The organism is Ralstonia sp. RRA (assembly GCF_037023145.1).
In the GTDB taxonomy this organism is placed as follows: Bacteria; Pseudomonadota; Gammaproteobacteria; order Burkholderiales; family Burkholderiaceae; genus Ralstonia.
Map to the genome: position 1 here is coordinate 735,859 of NZ_CP146092.1, position 20,489 is coordinate 756,347.

The window sequence follows — 20,489 nt, forward strand, 5'->3', positions numbered from 1 at the left end:
GCGACGGATGAAGAGCGTCGACATGATGTTGTTGTGGGTGTTCAGGCAGTGACCGCGGCGAGATCGCGGCCGCGTGTTTCGGGCAGCATCAGCACGGCCACGGCGACGATGGCGTACGCGATGGCGGCGTCAATACCGATGGCCGTGCCGAGCGACATCGATGCGCTCATCTTGCCCACCAGCACCGGGAAGGCGGCAGACACTACACGGCCAAAGTTGTAGCAAAAGCCCACGCCCGTGCCGCGCACGCCGTGCGGATACAGCTCGTTGAACAGTGCCCCCATGCTGGCCGGAATGCCGGCGGCAAAGAAGCCGAGCGGAAAGCCCAGCACCAGCATCGCACCGTCAGACAGCGGCACCAGCAGGTACACCAGCACCGTGACCACGCAGCAGCACGAGAACAGCAGGATGTTGCCGCGACGGCCGATCACGTCCAGCAGCCAGGCGCTGGCGACGCAGCCGCACCAGAACGCGAAGATGATCACCGCCAGGTAGCCGCCCGTGCCGAGCACCGACAGGTGGCGCTCCGTCTTCAGATACGTCGGCAGCCATGTCATCAGCGCGTAGTAGCCGCCGTGCGCGCCCACGCCCAGCAGACCGCCGATCAACGTCATGCGCAGCACCTGCGGGCGGAAGATGTCGAGCAGCGGAAAGCGCGAGATCGGCATGGCATTGGCACTCGCTTCCGGCTTGGCTGCCGGCACGGGTTCCTGCACACCCCGGCGGATGTAAATGATGAGCAGCGCCGGCAACAGGCCTGCGGCAAACATCACGCGCCAGGCGAGGTCTGGCTCGATGAGCGAGTACGTGAGCGCGTACAGCAGCACGGCCGCACCCCAGCCCACGGCCCATGCGCTTTGCACGGTGCCCATGGCCTTGCCGCGGTGGCTGGCGCGAATGCTCTCGGCCATCAGCACAGCACCCGCGGCCCATTCCCCGCCAAAGCCGAAGCCCTGGATGGCCTTGAGCACCAGGAACTGCTCGAAGTTCTGCGCAAAGGCCGAGGCGAATGTTGCGATGGAAAACCACAACACCGTGATCTGCAGCGTGCGCACCCGGCCGAAGCGGTCGGTCAGCGCGCCGGCTATCCAGCCGCCCAGCGCCGAGGCCACCAGCGTGACGCCCGACACCAGCCCCGCTTCCGTCTTGTCGATATGCCACGCCGCGATGATGGTGGGAATGACGAGGCTGAACATCTGCACGTCGAGCGCATCGAGTGCCCAGCCGCCAAAGCACGCCCAGAAGGTGCGCTTCTCCCCTTTCGAAATCTCTTTGAACCAGCCGAACATGCGGTCTCCTTCGGGTGACGTGAGCGATGTACTGAAAAGCACATTGCTCTAGTCATCTATATGAATAGAGGAATTCTAGAGCGGGCGACGGGAGGGTGCAGTCGGTGTTAACCCGTGACCGGCTGGCCGCCGGTGCGATCAGGTATGTAGCAGTGCGACGGGCAAATGGGCGAGTACTTGCCCCAGTGCCAAACGCGGCGCGTGCAGCGTTTGCCTGTCAAAGGCGCTGTGCAGCGTCACATGCGACAGGGCCGATGGCAGACAGACCGTGGTGTCGCGCCATGCGCCCGGAGGAAACGCTGGCGTTGAGCTGCGCCCGAGCAACGGCGTGACGTGCAGCGGCACGATGACGACCACGGTCTGCTCTGCGTGCTGACGCGCAAACGCCAGCACGTGTGCGGCAGCGCTGCCGGTGATGGTCAGCGGCTGGTAGCTACCGGACTCGAACACCTCTGGTAACAAGGCGCGCACGCCCAGCGCACGCGCCAGCACGGCTTGCTTGATACGGCCGTCTGCCCAGTGTGTGAGCAGCGGTGCGAGGGTATCGTCGCCGTGCGCGCACAGTGCCCGCAATGTGCGATGGCGCATGGCGTAGTCGACAGGGCGGCGATTGTCAGGATCGACCAGGCTGGTATCCCAGAAATCGGTGCCTTGATACAAGTCGGGCACGCCAGGCAGCGTTGCGCGCAGCACGGTCTGCGTCAGGCCGTTGATGGCGGCGGCCGGCGCCAGTTCCCGCACCAATACCGCCAGCGACGGTAGGAAGTCGGCGGCGGCATCGCCCGTCAGCAGCGTGAAGACGAAATCGCGGCTGATGGCTTCGTACGCGGTGTCGGGTGCAAACCAATCCGTGCGCAGCTTGGCTTCGCGCTGGGCTTTTTCCTGCCACTGCGCGGCGCGTTCTGCCAGCGCGTGCATGGCGCCCGCGTCATGCCAGTCCAGGTCGGCCGGGCACATGCCCACCAGGGTCTGGTACAGCATCCACTGTGCGGCGGGTGAGGGGGCCGGCCCGCTGGGCAGGTGGTGCACCCAGGCGGCATGTCTCGTACGCCACTGGTGGACCGCCGCGAGCCATTGCGCGGGCCGCTCAGATAGCACGGCCAGACGCGCACGTACATCTTCGCCGCGCTTGTGGTCGTGTGTGGCGGTGGTCAGCATGGCATGCGGCCAGGTGTGGGAACGCGCCTGCATGGCGTGATGAAACGCAGCGGTGCTGATGGCAAACTCACCCGGATCGGCGCCGACTTCGTTGCGCGACAGCAGCCGCCCATAGCGGTAGCACGCCGTGTCTTCCACCGCCTTGGCGGCCACGGGCGATGTCAACTGCTGACAGCGCCTGAGTGCCAGTTGGTGCAGCCTGTCATGCCCGGTCGGGTTTGCACCCATCCAGGTATCGAGCCATTGCAGCGCGGCTTGATCGACGTGCCGCAGTCGTGTGGCGGCGCCTGCCATGGCGGCTCGCATGATGGCGGCATCCTGTGCATCGCGCCCGTGAGCGTTGGCATACGTGCGATATACCGGAAAGTGGACGACCACCTCGGCCAGCGCGCGGCGGATGGCGTGCCATGTGATGTCGTAGCTCACGCGCTGTTGCTGCGCCAGCGTGTGCAGTGCGGTGGTGGCCGTGTCCAGGTCCGCTGCGAAGTGCTCGTGCAGGATCTGCCGCCGCGCAGGCAATGCCGTTGCTGAAAAAAGAGCTTCAGAAGCCGGCGCGCCGATCCATTCGAGCCAGCCCTGCGTCAGCGCGGCTTCGCCCTGCGCGTCATGCAGCAGCGCGCCCACCTGGTTCATGAAATCGTAGCCGCTGGTCCCGTCGATGCCCCAGTCGGTGCGCATGGGTTCGTCGCTGCCGAGGATCTTTTCCACGATCATCCACGGCCGGCCGACACGGCGGCTGGCCGGGCGGCCGGCATGCTCGACCAGCAGGCGCCGGCGCAGTTGGCGACAGTAGAGGGCGGGTTCTGCCAGGCCATCGACGTGGTCGATCCGCACACCGTCAATCCACCCCTGGCGATAGAGCCGGAACAGCAGCGCATGCGTGGCTTCGAAGACCTCGGTGCGCTCCACGCGCAGCCCCGCCAGCGACGTGATGTCAAAGAAGCGCCGCCAGTTGATCTCGTCGTTGGCGGTGTACCAACGCGCGAGGCGCCAATGTTGACGCTGCATCAGTGCATCGAGGCGTTCGGGTTGCGCATTGAGCGTGCGCAAGGCGCCGGTGATCTGTGCTGCGCCCGATTCCGTAGCGGCCAGGTTGCGCAGGGCATCGCGCGCCTGCTCTGCCTGATCGCGGCGGGTGCGCAGTGAGCGGACGGCGCCCAGCTGGGCAAAGCGCTCGGCCACGGCATCTGCGGCGGGGCCGGCGTTGTCTATCCGCAGTACCGTTGCGTAGTCCGCCAGGGCAATCGGGAACCGGTGATCGTGGTACGCAATCGCCAGCCGAGCGGTGGCGATGTCGAACGCGAGCCGCAGGTGCCCGGCGGCGAGCGCATCGGCGTAGGTCTCGCCCAGGAACGGGGCGAGCACCTTGTTGCGTAATGCTGGATTGGCTGGTTGCCAATCAATGTCGAAGACGTTGGCGTAAGCGCTGTCGGGGCCCGACTCCAGAACGTCCAGCCACCATGCATTGTGTGCGCCACCCACACTCATGTGGTTGGGGACGATGTCGACGATCAGCCCCATGTTGCGCGTGTGCAGTGCGTCTACCAGTTGCCCCAGCGCAGCTTCGCCACCCAGTTCGGGGTTCACGCGTGTTGGATCGACCACGTCGTAGCCGTGGAGCGAGCCGGGCTGCGCCGTCGTGATGGGGGAGGTGTAGAGGTGCGAAATACCCAGCGCAACGAAATCGTCGAGTCGTGCCCGCGCGTGGTCGAACGTAAAACCGCTGTGCAGTTGCAGCCGTACGGTAGCGCGAGGTATCGGCCGGACCGGTGCAGGTGGCGGCGGTGCGGCAGGCAAGTTCATGGCATGGCCGCGCGTGCGTGAGCGAGGGCCGTCAGGCGTGTCCGCACAACCGGGGTTTGCAGCAGCGCAACGGCAGACCCGGGCAGCCGGCGGCGCCAGTTCGGATGGGTGTCGATGGTGCTCGGCAGGTTGGGTTGCTCGACCAGCCCCAGCAGGTCTTCCAGCGGCGTCAGTGCAAGCGGTGTGGGCGCGGCACCCGTAAAGGCCGTGGCCGCAGTGGCAAAGGCCTGTGCGGTCGCTTGCAGGATGGCATCGGCCTGGGCTGCGGTGGCGCTGCGCACCTGCTCCAGTGCAGTCTGCAGCGGTGCTGTGTCGATGGTCGGTACGCCACCCGCGGCCAGTACGTATCGGTTGTGCTCAACAAAGGCCTTGATCAGTGCTGTGCGATCGGCCATGCGCTGCACGTGCGCCTGGCTCAGGCTCATGCCGACGGGCAGCAGGCCCAGCTTCCCCTGCCAATGCAGGTCATTGCCAATCCACCAGCCAACCAGCGTGGGCAGATCGTGCGTGCTGGTCATGGCCACGGAGGCCGGTGTCCACGTATGCGGCGGGCGGAACGGCGCATGCTCCTGCGCGTAGTCGCGCTCAAACCAGAGAATGCGCATGCCCAGCAGGCCATCGTTGGCCAGCTGATCACGCAGGCCGGCCGGTACGGTGCCGAGGTCCTCACCGATGACGATGCAGCGGTTGCGCCAGGACTCCAGCGCCACGAGCCGCAGCAGGTCTTGCAGTGGATAGCGCAGGTACACACCGTCGAGCGGGCGCGCCCCTTCGGGGATCACCCACAGCCGCATGAGGCCGAGCACGTGGTCGATGCGGATGCCGCCCGGTATGGCCATCACCGCACGCAGCATCTCGATGAAAGCCGCAAAGCCCTGGGTGCGCATCGCCCGCGGGTTGAAGGTGGTCAGGCCCCAGTTTTGGCCCTGTGCGTTGAATACGTCGGGCGGCGCGCCCACCGTTAGCCCGATCAGTAGCGCTTGCTGCTGCGCCCATGCGTGACTGCCGGCGCTGTCGGTACCCACGGCCAGATCGGCGATTAACCCAACGGCCATGCCGGCGTCTTTGGCAGCACGTTGCGCGTGGGCGAGCTGGTGTGCTGCCGCCCATTGCAGGAAGAGGTGGAAGTCGACCTCTTCCTGATGTTCCCGTGCAAAGGCCTGCACAGCCATACCTGCCGGGTCTTGGTATTGCGCGGGCCATTCTTGCCAGTGCGCAGCCCTTTTACCGCTGGCGTGCAGATGGGAGTGCAGCGCCTCAAAGCGTGCGTGATCGAGCAGCGCGCGGCCAGCTGCCGCGCAGTGTGCATGACATGCATTGCGCAGCCGGTGGGCGGTGTCATCGGTGCCCTGCAGCATCCGACGGTGCAGTGCGCGCAGTACCGTCAACCGGGCGGCGCCGCTGGCTTGCCAGTCGATCAGGGTGGCGGCTTCCAGGCGTGCGTAGTCGTCTACCAGCCCGTGGTCGATCACGGCTTGGCGCACGACCTCGGTGCCGAACAGCGCGGCGGGGTCAATCAGCCACGCGTTCAGGAACAGCCGGCTGGACGGTGAGTACGGTGAATATCGATGTGCCTCGGCGCTAAACATGGCGTGCACAGGGCTTAGCGCCAGCGCGTCGGCGCCGTGCTGCGCAAGCTGCTGCGCCAGTTCGGCGGCGGCGGTGTAGTCGCCCAGGCCAGCGCTGCAAGCGGCCTGTTCGCTGCCGTGCGGCGGGCCGTGGCGCAACCCATAGAGCTGTGCCGAGCCGCCCCACAGGCGTGCGTCGGTCGGCCGATCCCGTTCGCGCAACGCGTCAGCTACGCCGTAGCAGCGCGATGGCGCTATGGCCAATGTTGCTTCAATGACGGTGCCGGGGCCGGCATGAATGTGCAGGTGGTGATACCCGGGCACATCCACCGGGGGCAGGCGTAGTTGCAGGCTATGCTGATCGGCATGAACTTGGATTCGGCCGGCGGTGCCGCCACCGTGTTCGAACTCAATGCGGTAAGCCTGACCGTCAAGCAGCGTGGCTTGCGGCGCCATGGTGTCCAGCGCGATGGGTCGTCCAGCCACGCCGGTGACCAGTTTGGGGACGGCAGCGTCTTTGGCCTCGGCGCGCAGGTGGTCCCGGCTTTGCGAAACCTCCGCCGATGTATCGGCCGGCAGGCCCAGCGCATTCAATACGGTACGCAGCACGTCGTCGGCTACGTGCATGGGGTGGCCGGAGGCGTCTTCCCAATCGACCAGCAGGCCGGCATCAGACGCCAGTTGGTGAAGCGCTGAACGGGGAATGCTGGGGCGTGGCGGGTGGCTGCGTTCGTTCATGGCCGATGTGTGCCTACATGGGGGATGGCGTGTGCAGCAGGGCAACGCACGCCCGTGCCGGCATGTGGTGCGCCGCGAGTGCGGTTGCCACGCCTTCGCGCGATTCGTACAGCAGATCGGCGGGGTCGCCCGCGAGCGCGGTAGGTAAGGCCACCGGCTGCGCCCCCAGGTTGAGCACCAAGGTCAGGATGCAGCCGTCATTGAGACGCCAGCGCGCCAGCGCACCGGCGCTGCCGAGCGGCAGGGCATCGAGCGCGCGGGCGCCGGCCAGGCGCGGCACGATGTGCGTGTGGCGCAGGGCCAGCAAGGCATGTGTGCGGCTGAGCCAGCCGAGTTGCTCGGGGTCGGCCAAGCTGGCCTCACCCGGCCATGAGGCCAGGTAGGTGTGCTCGTCGTTTGGGTCGGGGATGCGCTCACGCTGGCGCGGATCGGCGAACGCCGTGAACTTTGCAAACTCGCGCCTGCGCCCTTCGCGCACCGCGTCTGCCAGCGTGCCGCGGTGGCTGGTGAAGTACAGGAAGGGACACCGGGCACCCCATTCCTCACCCATGAACAGCATCGGAATCTGCGGGCTTAACAGCAGCAGCGCATGGGCTGCGCGTAGCGCATCCGGGTGCGCAAGCTGCGTCAGCCGTTCGCCCATGGCGCGGTTGCCGATCTGGTCGTGGTTCTGCAGGAACAGCACGAAGGAGGTCGGCGGCAGATGCGCGCTGGGCTCGCCGCGCGGGGCGTTATCGTGAATGGGCGACGCTTCGCCCTGGTAGCAGAAGCCGTCCTGCAGCACACGTGCCAGACGCCGCGCGGGGCTGTCGGCATAGGCAGCGTAGTAGGCCTCGTGTTCTCCGGTCAGCAGCACGTGCAGCACGTTATGGCCGTCATCATTCCACTGGGCCGCGAAGGGGCCCGCGTCGCCCAACAGCGTGGCGGTGTTCTGTTCGTTTTCAAGCACAAGGTGAACGTGTCGGCCGGGCTCTACCGCCAAGCGCACGCGCGCTGCCAGTTCGCCCAGCCAGTCGCGCTCCGTGATGGCGTGCACGGCGTCGAGCCGCAGGCCATCGAAGCGATACTCCATCAGCCACATCAGCGCGTTCTGGATAAAGAACTCGCGCACCTCCGGCACACGAAAGTCGATGGCGGCGCCCCAAGGCGTATGCACATCGTCGCGAAAGAAGCGGCGCGCGTAATGGTGCAGGTAGTTGCCGTCCGGCCCGAAGTGGTTGTAGACCACGTCCAGGAAGACCATGATGCCGAGCCCGTGCGCGGTGTCGATCAGCGCCTTGAGGTCGTCTGGGCTGCCATAGCTGGCTTCGGGCGAGAAGGGCAGCACGCCGTCGTAGCCCCAGTTACGTGCGCCTGGAAACTCCGCGACCGGCATGAGTTCGACAGCCGTGATACCCAGACGTGCCAGTTCGGGCAGTCGTGCGCGTACACCGTTAAACCCCCCCAGCGCGCCGACATGCAATTCATAGAGCACCGTCTCGTGCCAGGGCCGCCCGCGCCACTCCGGGTGGCGCCAGTAGTAGCGGGCGGCGTCGATGACGATGCTGGACCCGGCCAGATCCTGCCATTGCGCGCGTGCGGCGGGATCCGGTACCGACAGGGTGACGCCCTCGCCGTCGACGATGCGGTAGCGATAGCCTGCGCTGGCGCCGATAGGGGCAACGGCTGCATACCAGCCGTCGGGCTCGGTGCTCATGCGTACGGTGTCGCCGTTATCGAATTCGACCCATGCTTTGGCAGCGTCCGGTGCCCACAGGCGAAAGCGCGTTGTGCCATTTGCCAGCACGGCGGCCCCAAAGGGCATGTCATGCACGAACCGGTTGGCGAGTACGGTCATGGTGTCAGGTCTCCATTGCTGGCGGTGGGGGCGATGTGGTCCGGATCCCTCGGTGTCGCATCCGGCGTGCCGGCAGGCGTTTGCGCCGGATGCGTGATCGTTTCATGGCGGGCTTCAGCGTCGGGCTGCCCGGCAATCTGCGCGATGGCTGCGAGTTGCGTGGCGAGCAGCAGCGCTACGCTGCGCCCGGCCACCTTCAACGTGCCGCCGGTGAACGGCCGTGCATCGTTCTCGGGGGCTGCGCTGTCGACGGCCAGCAACCAGTCCATGGCCGGCTCCGGCAGCGTGAAGGTGAGGTCGGCGGCGGCACCGTTGACGAGCAGCAGTGCCACATGCGGGCGGGTCCCACCATCAACGTGCTCGATGCAGGCACGGCGCAGCATCAGTGCGCGCGCTTCACCGTCGTTCCAGGCATCGGGCGAGAGCTCCTGGCCGCGCTCGTCAAACCAGGCGATGTCTGGCACGCCGGGCAGGATTTCAGTGTTGCCATGCACATAGTGCGGCCAGTGCAGCGCGGCGCTTGCTTTGCGCAGCGCGATCAATCGTGCGGTGAAGCGCGCCAGCGCCTGACCCGCATCCGTTTGCAGCAGCGACCAATCGAGCCACGACACTGCGTTGTCCTGGCAGTACGCGTTGTTGTTGCCACCTTGCGTTCGGCCAAACTCATCGCCTGCCAGCAGCATCGGTGTGCCGTTGGAAAAGAGCACCGTTGCCAACTGCGCGCGCATCACGCGTTCACGCAGCGTGCAGATGGCTGGATCGTCCGTCGGGCCTTCCACCCCCCAGTTGGCGCTGCAATTGTCATTGTGGCCGTCGCGGTTGTCCTCGCCGTTGGCCTCGTTGTGCTTGCTGCCGTAAGTGACGAGATCGCGCAGCGTAAAGCCGTCGTGCGAGGCAGCGTAGTTGATTGACGCCCAGGGCCGGCGATGTCGGCGGTCGAACAGATCGCCGCTGCCGGTGAGGCGGGCAGCCAGGTCCGGGCGCTGGCCGGAGTCTCCGCGCCAGAAGCGACGCACGCCGTCGCGAAAGCGGTCGTTCCATTCGGCAAATCCGGGCGGATGATTGCCGACCTGATAGCCGTCGGGGCCAACGTCCCATGGTTCGGCGATGAGCTTGACGGTGCTGAGCAAGGGGTCCTGGCGCACCGCATCGAAGAAGCCGGAACCGGTGTCGAAGCCGCCGTCTTCACGGCCCAGCGTGACGCCGAGGTCGAAGCGGAAGCCGTCGATATGGAATGCACTGACCCAGTAGCGCAGCGAGTCCATCACCATCTGCAGCACACGCGGATGCGACAGGTTGAGCGTGTTGCCGCAGCCGGTGTCGTTGATGTAGTAGCGTTCCTGACCGGGCACGAGGCGGTAATAGCTGGCGTTGTCCAGGCCGCGAAACGACAGCGTCGGCCCCAGTTCATTGCCCTCGCAGGTGTGGTTGTAGACCACGTCAAGAAACACCTCGATGCCGGCGGCATGCAGCCGCCGGATCGCCACTTTCAGTTCGTGCAGCGACGGCGCCGACAGGTACGAAGGCTCTGGCGCAAAGAAGCACAGCGTGTTGTAGCCCCAGTAGTTGCGCAGGCCGCGCTCGATCAGGAACTGATCGTGCAGGAATGCATGGATGGGCAGCAGCTCCACGGCCGTGATGCCCAGCTTCTGAAGATGCTCGATCAGTGCAGCATCCCCCAGCGCTTGAAACGTGCCGCGCTCGGGCGGCAGCAGGTCGTCGCGCAGCATCGACAGGCCCCGCAAGTGGGCCTCGTAGATGACGGTTTGCGACCACGGCGTGTTGGGGCGAACGTCGTTGCCCCAGTTGAACGATTCGTCGGTCACGATGGCCTTGGGCATGGCCGGCGCGCTGTCGCGGCGGTCGAACGAGAAGTCGGCGCGGTTGGAGTTCAGCCGGTACCCGAAGAGCGCGTCAGACCAGCGCAGCGTGCCGATCAGCTGATGGGCGTAGGGGTCGAGCAGCAGCTTGTGCGGGTTGAAGCGGTGACCGAGATGGGGCTCCCAGGGGCCATAGGCGCGATAGCCGTAGACGAGGCCCGCTTCTACACCGGGCAGGTAGCCGTGCCAGATTTCGTCGGTACATTCGGGCAGCGCAAAGCGGCGCAGCTCCTTGCGGCCAGTGGGGTCGAAGATGCATAGCTCGATCTTGCTGGCGTTGGCGGAGAAGACGGCGAAGTTGATACCCAGGCCGTCCCACTGGGCGCCTAGGGGGTAGGGCTTGCCGGGGGCTAGCGTGGTTGGGAGGCGGAGCATTGTGTGGTGCGGTGGTGCCTTGGTGTGTCTCTTGTCTTGGTGGTTTGCTTCCGTTTCGTCCCCTGCCGGGGCTGAAACAAGGGATGCACCACAACCAGAAAATCAAAAACCCAAAAATTCAAACCTTAAGCACAACAACCGACAGCGGAGGCAACCGCAAAACCAACGACTGCCCCTGTCCATGCGATGGCACATGGTCGACATCCACTGCTCCACCATTCCCCAGATTGCTTCCGCCATAAATGGCTGCATCGGTGTTCAGCACTTCCCGCCAGCGCACGGCCCCATCGACTGGGGGCACGCCAATGCGGTATCCATCGCGTGGTACCGGTGTCATGTTGGCCACTACCAGCATCGGCCGCCCCGCGTCGTCCAGGCGCAGATAGGCGAACACGCTGTTGACGCGGTCGTCGCCGACGACCCAGTTGAACCCTTCGGGCGCGCAGTCCCGCACATGCAGGGCTGGCTCATTGCGGTAGAGCGCGTTGAGGTCATGCACCAGGCGCTGCACGCCGCGGTGTCGCGGGTCGTCCAATAGATGCCACTCTGGCGAGGCATCATGGTTCCATTCGCCTAGCTGCCCGATCTCGCAGCCCATGAAGAGCAGCTTCTTACCGGGATGCGTCCACATGAAGGCGAGGTAGGCACGCAGATTGGCCAGGCGTTGCCATGCATCGCCCGGCATCTTGCCCAGCAGCGAGCCCTTGCCGTGTACCACTTCGTCATGGGAGATGGGCAGGATGAAGTGCTCGGAAAACGCATAGACCAACCCAAAGGTCAGACCGTCGTGGTGGTGCTGGCGGTACACCGGGTCGCGCTGCATGTAGTGCAGCGTGTCGTGCATCCAGCCCATGTTCCATTTGTAGTCGAACCCGAGGCCGTTGACGTCCACTGGGGCAGTCACACCGGGCCAGGCGGTCGATTCTTCGGCAATGGTGATGGCGCCGGGGCAGCGTTCGTGCACCACCGTGTTCATCTGCTGGAGGAAGGTCGTCGCTTCCAGGTTCTCGCGGCCTCCGTAGCGGTTGGGGACCCACTCATCGGCGCGGCGCGAGTAGTCTCGGTAGAGCATCGAGGCCACGGCATCCACGCGCAGGCCGTCGATGTGAAAGTGCTCCAGCCATTCCAGTGCGCTGGCGATCAGGAAGCCACGCACTTCATTGCGGCCGAAGTTGTAGATGAGGGTATTCCAGTCCTGATGAAAGCCCTCGCGCGGGTCTTGGTGCTCATAGAGTGCCGTGCCGTCAAAGCGGGCCAGGCCATGCGCGTCGGTTGGAAAATGTGCAGGTACCCAGTCGACGATGACACCGATGTTGGCCTGGTGGCAACGGTCAACAAAGCGTGCGAACGCTTCGGGTGCGCCGAAGCGCGCAGACGGTGCGAACAGCCCGAGCGGCTGGTAGCCCCAACTGCCGCCAAATGGGTGTTCTGCAACCGGCAGTAGTTCAATGTGCGTGAAGCCCAGGGCTCTGACATACGGGATCAGGCGATCGGCCAGTTCGTCCCAGCGCAAGCTGCGGCCGCCGGCTTCGAGATCGCGCAGCCACGAGCCGGCGTGCACTTCATAGATGGCGATGGGGGCATCGGGTTGCTGACGTTGCGCGCGCGTCTGCATCCAGGCGGTATCGCCCCAGCGAAAGGCCGCCGGATCGGCCACCACGGACGCCGTGGCGGGTGGTGGTTCGGTCTGGCGCGCAACGGGGTCCGACTTGACGAGCAACTGGCCGTCAGCGCCGATCAGTTCGAACTTGTAGCGCGCGCCTGGGCCCACGCCAAGGCCTTGCGGCAAGAACAGCTCCCACACGCCCGCTTGGTGGCGCCGGCGCATCGGATGGTGCCGGCCGTCCCACCGATTGAAGTCACCGACCACCGAGACGCGTTGTGCATTGGGTGCCCATACGGAGAACCGCACGCCTGCGATGCCATCGACCTTCATGGCCTGAGCGCCCAGGCAACGCGCCAATGCCCGGTGCGTCCCCTCGTTGATCAGATGCAGATCCAGATCGCCCAGCAGCAGACCGAACGCGTAGGGGTCTTCGGTTTCCTGCACCGCTTCATGGCCGGTACCGAAGGGCCAGATGATGCGCAGCCGGTAGGGCTCCGGATGGTCGGATTCGCGTTGGGCATCGGCAAGCAGTCGCCCATGAAAGAGGCCGGTGGGGCCGACCGGTGTCAACTCGGTGATGACCTGCCCGTGAGCGTCGATCAACTGCACGCGACGGGCCCCCGGCTGGAACGTACGCACCATCCAGCACGGTCCTTCGTCGGTTGGTACGCGATGGGGCCCCAGCACCGCAAACGGATCGCCCAAGCGGCCGTGCACGAGTGCGTCGATCGTGGCTGAGTCCACGCCCGGCGGCGGCACCACGACAGGTCGGGCCGTGGCCTGCGCCTTGGGTGGAGCAAAGTCGAGCGCGCTCATGACGGGCCTCCGGTTGTGGTTTCCGCGGCCCGCAGCGGCGGTTCTGCATGCAACACCCGGCGTGCCACGCGGGTGAGGCCACTCAGTGGAATCAGCAGCCAGGCGGGCCGGTTGGCCGCTTCATAGTTGACCTCGTATGCGGCCTTCTCCAGCAGGAAGAGATCGAGCAGCGCAAGGTTGATGACGGGTTGGTCGGTCGCGCCGAGGTCGGGCCCGCGAATGGCGGCCGCATAGCCTTCGAGGAAGCGCTCGGTGGAGGCGGCAAGGAACAGTTCCAACAACTGATCGCGACGCTCCCTTGCCGGGCCTGCCACATGCTCGGGGTGTTGCCGCATGGCGCCCACCACGTAGTCCAGCGAGCGCATCAACCCGGCAACGTCGCGTAGCGGGCTGGTCTTGCGCCTGCGCTCTTCTACGGGCCGTGAGGGTTCGCCTTCGAAATCGATCAGGAAGGCATCGCCCTGCGCCACCAGAACCTGGCCGAGGTGGAAGTCGCCATGAATGCGCGAGAGCCGGGTACCCAGGCCGTTGTCGGCAAGCGTGCGTGCAGCGCTCAGCAACGGCTCCCGCTGTGACAGCAGCCACTGCACGTCGGGGTGCGGATCGCTCTGTTGTTGCCAGGTGGCCAGGTGGTCCAGTGCGCGGGCGAGCTGCTCGGTCACACGCGCTGTCCAGTAGGTTGCATCGTCGGTATCGGCCAGACGTACATCGAAGTTCGCATCTGTCGTTGGCTGGGCCAGCGCCGCGTGCAGCTCACCCAGGCGCGTGCCGATCATGCCGATGAAGCCGGTGTAGCCGGCCAGTGCCTCGTCGGTATCCACGCGGGCCTCCGTTACCGCTACCGGGGAGGATTCACCGTCTCCTGCGGTGACGCCTTCGGTCACCACGGCCAGTTCGTCGATGGTGCGGCGCAGGTAGTCCAGCGCCCAGGTCCACGCATCGCCCTGATTGGGGACGAAACTTTGCATGACGGCCAGCGTGGCGCGCTCGCCATCGGCGCCGTGGTGAGAGATCTCGCCGATCAGCGCCGCCGTGTTGGCATAGCCCACGCGCGTGAGATGGCGTGTCATCTCCACTTCAGGATGGATACCGTTCGCGATGCGGCGGATCAACTTGACGATGACGGAATCGCCAATCACCAGCGAGCTGTTCGACTGCTCCGCCGCCAGCCAATGGATGGGCGCATCAGGTGCCAGGGGCAGCGGTGCGGGGCGCACGGAGCTGGTCTGCGGGTTCTCGGCCGGTTCAGCCAATTCAGCAAGGATCGATTCGGGTTCAAAGCAGACCGTGCCGTCGTTGGCTTGCAGCGTGGCGCCGCGCACGAGGTTGGTCAGCAGCGCACGGGCAAAGGTTTCGGTGGTGAAGGCGTCGGTCAGGTAGCCGACATGGCGGCCGCGCCGTACGCGCGCCAGCGCCAGTTGAACCGGCAACGCCGGCAACGTGGCAGATTCCCACGCAATGGACAGCGGCAGCAGGTAGCGCTCGATACGTTCCGTGTTGTCGGCATTGCCGAGCGTGACGGCGACTTCGTTCAAGAACACTTCAGGCCGCGTCGCACCGGCCAGCGGACGATTGGTGGAGGCGGCATCGACCGGCACCGCTGCGCCCCACGCAAACTTCGCGCTGCGCAGCACGCTGTCCTTGGCGGCAAACCAGCGGCGTTTTGGCAGGTACGCGGGCAGGATTTCGTGCTCGATCAGAGCGCGGTGTGCCTCACGCTGGCGTGTATCCGCCAGGGTGTCGAGTCCCGCGCGCAGTACCAGCGTGGTGAACTCGGGCAACTGCTCGGCAGCAGGCTGTGCCCAGCTCGGGCCAGGCTCGTTCTCGCGCAACTCCAACCAATAGAAGGCATACGGCGGCAGCGTGAGCAGATACGACAGCTGGCCAATGGGGGGGAACGCCGTCCCGCCTATCAACTCCAATGGCACGCGCTGTGCAAAGGCCGCCAAGTCCAGTTCCACCGCCTGTGAGGCGCGCGACAGATTGGCCACGCACAGGATGGGGGGTTCCCCTTCCAGCGCACGGATATACGCCAGCACCTTGCGATTGGCCGGCTGCAGGAACTGGATGGAGCCGCGTCCGAACACACGATGTCGCTTGCGTGTGGCGAGCAACCTGCGCGTCCAGTTCAGCAGCGAATGCGCATCGCGGCTCTGCGCCTCCACATTCACCGATTCATAGCCGTACAGCGAACCCATGATGGCCGGTAGCACAAGCTGCTCCGGGTCTGCACGCGAGAAGCCGCCGTTGCGATCGGGGGACCACTGCATGGGCGTGCGCACGCCGTCGCGGTCGCCCAGGTGGATGTTGTCGCCCATGCCGATCTCGTCGCCGTAGTACATGACGGGTGTGCCGGGCATCGAGAAGAGCAGGCTGTTCATCAGCTCCACACGGCGACGGTCGCGCTCCAGCAGCGGCGCAAGGCGGCGTCGGATGCCCAGGTTCAGGCGCGCGCGGCGGTCGCTGGCATAGACCTCCCACAGGTAATCGCGTTCGGCGTCGGTCACCATCTCCAGCGTCAGCTCGTCATGGTTGCGCAGGAAGATCGCCCACTGGCAGGCGTCGGGCACCTCCGGCGTCTGCCGCATGATGTCGGTGATCGGGAAGCGGTCTTCGCGCGCGATCGCCATGTACATGCGTGGCATGAGCGGGAAGTGGAAGGCCATGTGGCACTCGTCACCGGCGCCAAAGTATTCCTGCGTGTCTTCGGGCCACTGGTTGGCTTCGGCCAGCAGCAGGCGGTTCTTGAATTCAGCGTCCATGGCTGCGCGTATCTTGCGCAGCACCTCGTGCGTTTCGGGCAGGTTCTCGTTGGAGGTACCTTCGCGCTCCACCAAGTAGGGAACGGCGTCCAGCCGCAGGCCATCCACACCCAGGTTGAGCCAGAACTTCATGACGCCGATCACGGCCTTGAGCACGCGCGGGTTGTCAAAGTTCAGGTCGGGCTGGTGGGAATAGAAGCGGTGCCAGTAGTAAGCGTTGGCCACCGGGTCCCACGTCCAGTTGGAGGGCTCGCTGTCGATGAAGATGATGCGCGTGCCGGCGTATTTCTTGTCGTGGTCGGACCACACATAGAAGTCGCGCAGCGCGGAACCCGGCTTGGCCCGCCGAGCGCGCTGGAACCACGGATGCTGGTCTGACGTATGGTTGATGACCAGCTCGGTGATCACGCGCAGGCCGCGCGCATGTGCCTCGGAGATGAAGCGGCGCGCGTCGGCCATGGTGCCGTAATCCGGGTGCACGCCACGGTATTCCGCGATGTCGTAGCCGTCGTCCCGCCTGGGCGATGGATAGAACGGCAACAGCCAGACGACATCCACGCCCAACTCGGCGATGTAGTCGAGCTTGGAGATCAGGCCCGGAAAATCGCCCACGCCGTCGTTGTTGGAATCGCAGAACGATTTGACGTGCAGTTGGTAGATGACGGCGTCCTTGTACCAGAGTGGATCGTCCACCAGCAATGTGGTCGGATTGCGCGTCATGACGGCTGCTCCTCCGATGGCAGGGCGGGGCGCACGCGCCAGATGGCAAACGGCTGCGCCGGTTCGAGATGGATGTGCTGCCACTTGCCGCGCCACACAGTACGCTGGCCGCTGACGAGGTCTTCGGCCATCAGCGCGCCGTGGTCGGGCAGGCCCCATTGCCACAACGGCAGTTCAATGTCCGATGCGTGCGCGTGATGCGGGTCGAGGTTGATGGCAATGAACAGCGTGTTGTCGCCAAAGTGTTCAGGCGATGGGGCGTTGGCCAGGTCCGCCGGGTTGCTCGGCAGTGCAGGCGGCGTCGATTTGCTGAAAAACAGGATGTGCTCACTCGAGGCTGGCTGAAAGGCCACACCCAGGTGCGAGTGCAGCGCCGGATTGGCGCGGCGTATGCGATTGAGCAGCGCAATCTCACGCACGATGTTGCCGGGGCGGTCGTGGTCCCACGCGCGTAGCTGGTACTTCTCGGAATCGAGGTATTCCTCCTTGCCCGGGAGTGCCGTCCCCTCGCACAACTCAAAGCCGTTGTAGACGCCCCAGAGGCCCGATAGCGTGGCCGCCAGCGCTGCGCGAATCAGGAAGCCTGGCCGCCCGGACGTTTGCAGGAAGACGGGATTGATGTCTGGCGTATTGACGAAAAAATGCGGGCGGAAGTACTCGCGCACTGGCGTGCGGGTGAGTTCAGTCAGATAGTCGATGAACTCCTGCTTGGTGTGCCGCCAGGTGAAGTACGTGTATGACTGTGAAAACCCAACCTTGGCCAAGCGGTACATCACCTTGGGCCGCGTGAACGCTTCCGACAGGAACACCGCATCGGGGTAGCGCGCACGCACCTCACCGATCATCCATTCCCAGAACGGCAGCGGCTTGGTGTGCGGATTGTCGACGCGGAACAGGCGTACGCCCTCATCGGCCCAGAACATCACCACGTCGCGCAGGGCGTTCCATAGCGCGGGTTTGGCTTCATCTGCGTAGAAGTCGACGTTGACGATGTCTTCGTACTTCTTGGGCGGGTTTTCTGCGTACTTGATGCTGCCGTCGGGGCGCCATGCAAACCAGCCGGGGTGTTCGCGCAGCCAGGGGTGGTCGGGGGCACACTGGATGGCGAAATCCAGTGCGAGTTCCAGGCCGTGCTCGTGCGCACGATCACGCAGCCGGCGAAAGTCCTCCAGCGTGCCGAGTTGGGGGTGGATGGCGTCGTGTCCGCCTTCCTGCGCGCCAATGGCGTAGGGGCTGCCCGGATCGTCTGCGTTGGCGCGCAGGCTGTTGTTGCGGCCCTTGCGGTTCGTGCGTCCGATCGGGTGAATGGGCGGAAAGTACAGAACATCGAACCCCATGCCCCGTACGGCACCCAGCCGGCGGATCACGTCGTCAAACGTGCCATGCCTGTGTTCATCATCAGATGCGGAGCGCGGGAACAACTCGTACCAGCTCGCAAACGCGGCACCGTCACGCTCCACCTCCAGCGGGTAGGCGGCGCTCTCCGTATAGAACGGTCGGTAGTCCGACGCGTGGGCCATCACGCGCGCGGTGGCCGGATCCAGCAGCACAGTCAGGCGATGCGTTGGGTCGGCCTGCGCCAGCAGATCGGCCAGCTTGTGCAGGGCACTCACCGGTGCGTCCTTGGGGGCGTGATCGGCAGCATGTGCGACCAGCTGTGCGCCTTCGTTCAGCTCCAGTGTCACATCCACGCCGGCGGTGTGTTTCTTCTCCAGTTCTGAGCGGTACGTGCCAAACGCGTCGCGCCATGCGCCGATGGCGTAGACATGGCGGCCGAGCCGCTCGGGGCGGAATGCGCCTCGCCAGCGGTCATTGCCCAATGGCACCATCGGTACCTGCTGCCACGCGTCTTCGTCTTGCGCACGCCATAGCAGGCGCACTGCCAATTGATCGTGCCCATCCATCAAGACATCGGCCTCGACGACGATGTGGTCGCCCACCAGCCGCTTGGCGGCAAAGCGGCCATCGTCTACCGCAGGGCTGACCTGCTCGATGGCAATGCGCGGCGCCGCGACTGCGGCATTGGCGGGATCTTTGGTAACACCGGACTTTGCACGTGCTCCCGCGCTGGACCTTGCCGGTGCGAGATACCGTACCGGCGCGCTGCGGAATACGCGCCAGACCTGTACGCCACCGGGCGGTAGACCGATCTCCGTCAGTGGCCGGGCGCTGGGGCGTAGTGCGTCGTCGCAACTGCCAGGGGGCTCGGTCAACTGGTCCAGCACCACGCCACGCGTAAAGCCACCAGCCACGCCAGGCAGCAAGCGGTCCGCATTGACCGACACTCCCAGTTGCAGGTCCGGATTGATGACGATGAGCGTGGCCGCATCACCGGCGCGCAGGTCAGGGCCATCGGCACGCAGCAGGGCACTCACTGGAGCCTCGGGCCCAGTCAGCATGCGCAGTTCAGCGTTCGGCGCCAGCGTTCCGGAGTCCCGTGCGGCGCGGATGGTGGCGTTCACATCGCGCACGGCATTGCTGAGATCGAACGCCGCATGGGCATCGATCCACTGCTGGTCTGATGGATCGCCATGGTCGGCCAGCATGGGCAGCAGGGCTCCGCGTTCGAAGCCCCATGGCATGAGCCACCCTGCGTCAAGTGCATCGGCGGCGTGGAGGATGCGGCGATAGGCGCGCTCGCGCACCGTGGTATCGCCAAATGCCTGGCCGTAGCGCGTGCCGAACGGTGCTTCCACGGTGGCAATGGGCGGTGCCACGGCCGCAAGCCGGGCATGCTCCTCGACCACCCAGCCCGCACGAAAATCCCACCACCGCAGCGACGAGAACGTGGCATCGAAACCCACCCCAGCCAGCGTGTCCACAGCCGCGCCATCCATGCCGGGCGTCCATGCGAGGAACCGTGTGGCGCCGTCTCCGCGCACCGCGTTGATGAGCGTGCGCCAGCGTGGCGCGGCAAGGCGTGCTGGCGCTTCACAGCGGAATCCATCGATGCCCAGCGCCACCCACGCGCGCAACAGCTGCGTCCACCACGCAAGGATGGCGTCCGCATAGCGCGAATCGTCATGGTGGAAGGAAGCGACTTCCAGATGCGACGGCGGCAGGCGTGGGTCGAGCGCATCACCGTCTTCGGCTCGACTGGAGAGCCAGTCAGGGTGATCGACACGCAAAGGTGCGTCGATGGCCATCCGATCAATCACGAGATCGAGCAGCAGCGAGAGTCCGCGTGTGCGGCACGCCGCCGCAAGCGCGGCGAGTGCTGCATCGGCCGGGCCGCCACCCAGTGCGTCATGTAACTGCGTGTGGTCACGCGTGACGAATACGTTGCCGCCCGTGCCCACTGAAAACGGCGGTGCCATCAGCACGTGGTCGAAGCCCAGCGAAGTGATGCGGTCGAGCACACCCTCCCACCGGTCCAGCCGACCCAGTTGCAATGGGTGCAGATAGCAGATGGAGGGCGCATAGACCGACGCCTTCCACAGCCGGGTTGTCGGCTTTGCTACGGATTTCGCTTCGCTACCGGGCGGCTTGGTTGCCTTGAGCGCCGCAGTGGTCTTACGTGGGCTGGTGCCCTTGGGCGGTTGGATTGGGGGCATGGGTGCGGCACGGATCGACTGACCCACGTTGTCGCGCAAGAGCCATGCCAATCGGACACCTGCTGCCCGTCGTCCCCGTGCTGATGTGCCGCGCCGTGGCTTTGCGTGATCCGCTTATCCAGAGGGCGCGTGCAGCGTGTGCAACCTGGGCGTGCGCTGTGTAATTTCGTCTATGGCGCATACCGCACATCGCTTGTGGAAGCCGGGGGAAATGCGTGGGCGACGTCGGAGCCGCGTGAGATACCCGCCACCGCTCTCGCGGGAGGCGGTGCTTAGTGTCGCAATAGAAAAAAACAATCGACGAAATCAGATCAATCAACTTGTGCAATGCAGTGATCGACGATACGATCACTCCCGTCGTCAACCAAGCAACTCAACCGAAA

The 20,489-nt window shown here is 65.4% G+C and carries 8 protein-coding genes; all 8 read right to left on the minus strand.

Annotated features, from left to right (window positions below; translation table 11 throughout):
- Nucleotides 1-41: 41 nt before the first annotated feature.
- Nucleotides 42-1,289 (minus strand): MFS transporter, encoded by a 1,248-nt coding sequence (locus tag V6657_RS21445; RefSeq protein WP_048933734.1) that lies wholly within the window; start codon nucleotides 1,287-1,289, stop codon nucleotides 42-44.
- Nucleotides 1,290-1,427: 138 nt separating this feature from the next.
- Nucleotides 1,428-4,250 carry a malto-oligosyltrehalose synthase gene (gene treY, locus V6657_RS21450; protein WP_048933733.1) on the minus strand — a complete coding sequence of 941 codons (2,823 nt, stop codon included), beginning with the start codon at nucleotides 4,248-4,250 and terminating at the stop codon, nucleotides 1,428-1,430.
- The gene (gene malQ / locus V6657_RS21455; protein ID WP_048933732.1) at nucleotides 4,247-6,556 is read right to left on the minus strand and encodes a 4-alpha-glucanotransferase; all 2,310 of its coding nucleotides are present in this window, start codon (nucleotides 6,554-6,556) and stop codon (nucleotides 4,247-4,249) included. The genes treY and malQ overlap by 4 nt, the downstream gene beginning before the upstream one ends.
- Before the next feature lie 13 nt (nucleotides 6,557-6,569).
- On the minus strand, nucleotides 6,570-8,393 hold the full coding sequence (treZ, locus tag V6657_RS21460; RefSeq protein WP_048933731.1) for a malto-oligosyltrehalose trehalohydrolase: 1,824 nt from the start codon (nucleotides 8,391-8,393) through the stop codon (nucleotides 6,570-6,572).
- A complete protein-coding gene (gene glgX, locus V6657_RS21465; RefSeq protein ID WP_048933730.1) occupies nucleotides 8,390-10,648 on the minus strand; it encodes a glycogen debranching protein GlgX in 2,259 nt (752 codons plus the stop codon). Before glgX ends, treZ begins: the two co-directional genes overlap by 4 nt.
- A gap of 118 nt (nucleotides 10,649-10,766) precedes the next feature.
- Complete coding sequence (gene glgB / locus V6657_RS21470; RefSeq protein WP_048933729.1) at nucleotides 10,767-13,070, minus strand: 1,4-alpha-glucan branching protein GlgB; 2,304 nt, start codon at nucleotides 13,068-13,070, stop codon at nucleotides 10,767-10,769.
- Complete coding sequence (gene treS, locus V6657_RS21475; RefSeq protein WP_048933728.1) at nucleotides 13,067-16,552, minus strand: maltose alpha-D-glucosyltransferase; 3,486 nt, start codon at nucleotides 16,550-16,552, stop codon at nucleotides 13,067-13,069. Before treS ends, glgB begins: the two co-directional genes overlap by 4 nt.
- Nucleotides 16,549-20,106, minus strand: coding sequence for a maltotransferase domain-containing protein (locus V6657_RS21480; RefSeq protein WP_082170204.1), 3,558 nt, complete (start codon nucleotides 20,104-20,106; stop codon nucleotides 16,549-16,551). The genes treS and V6657_RS21480 overlap by 4 nt, the downstream gene beginning before the upstream one ends.
- Nucleotides 20,107-20,489: the final 383 nt, after the last annotated feature.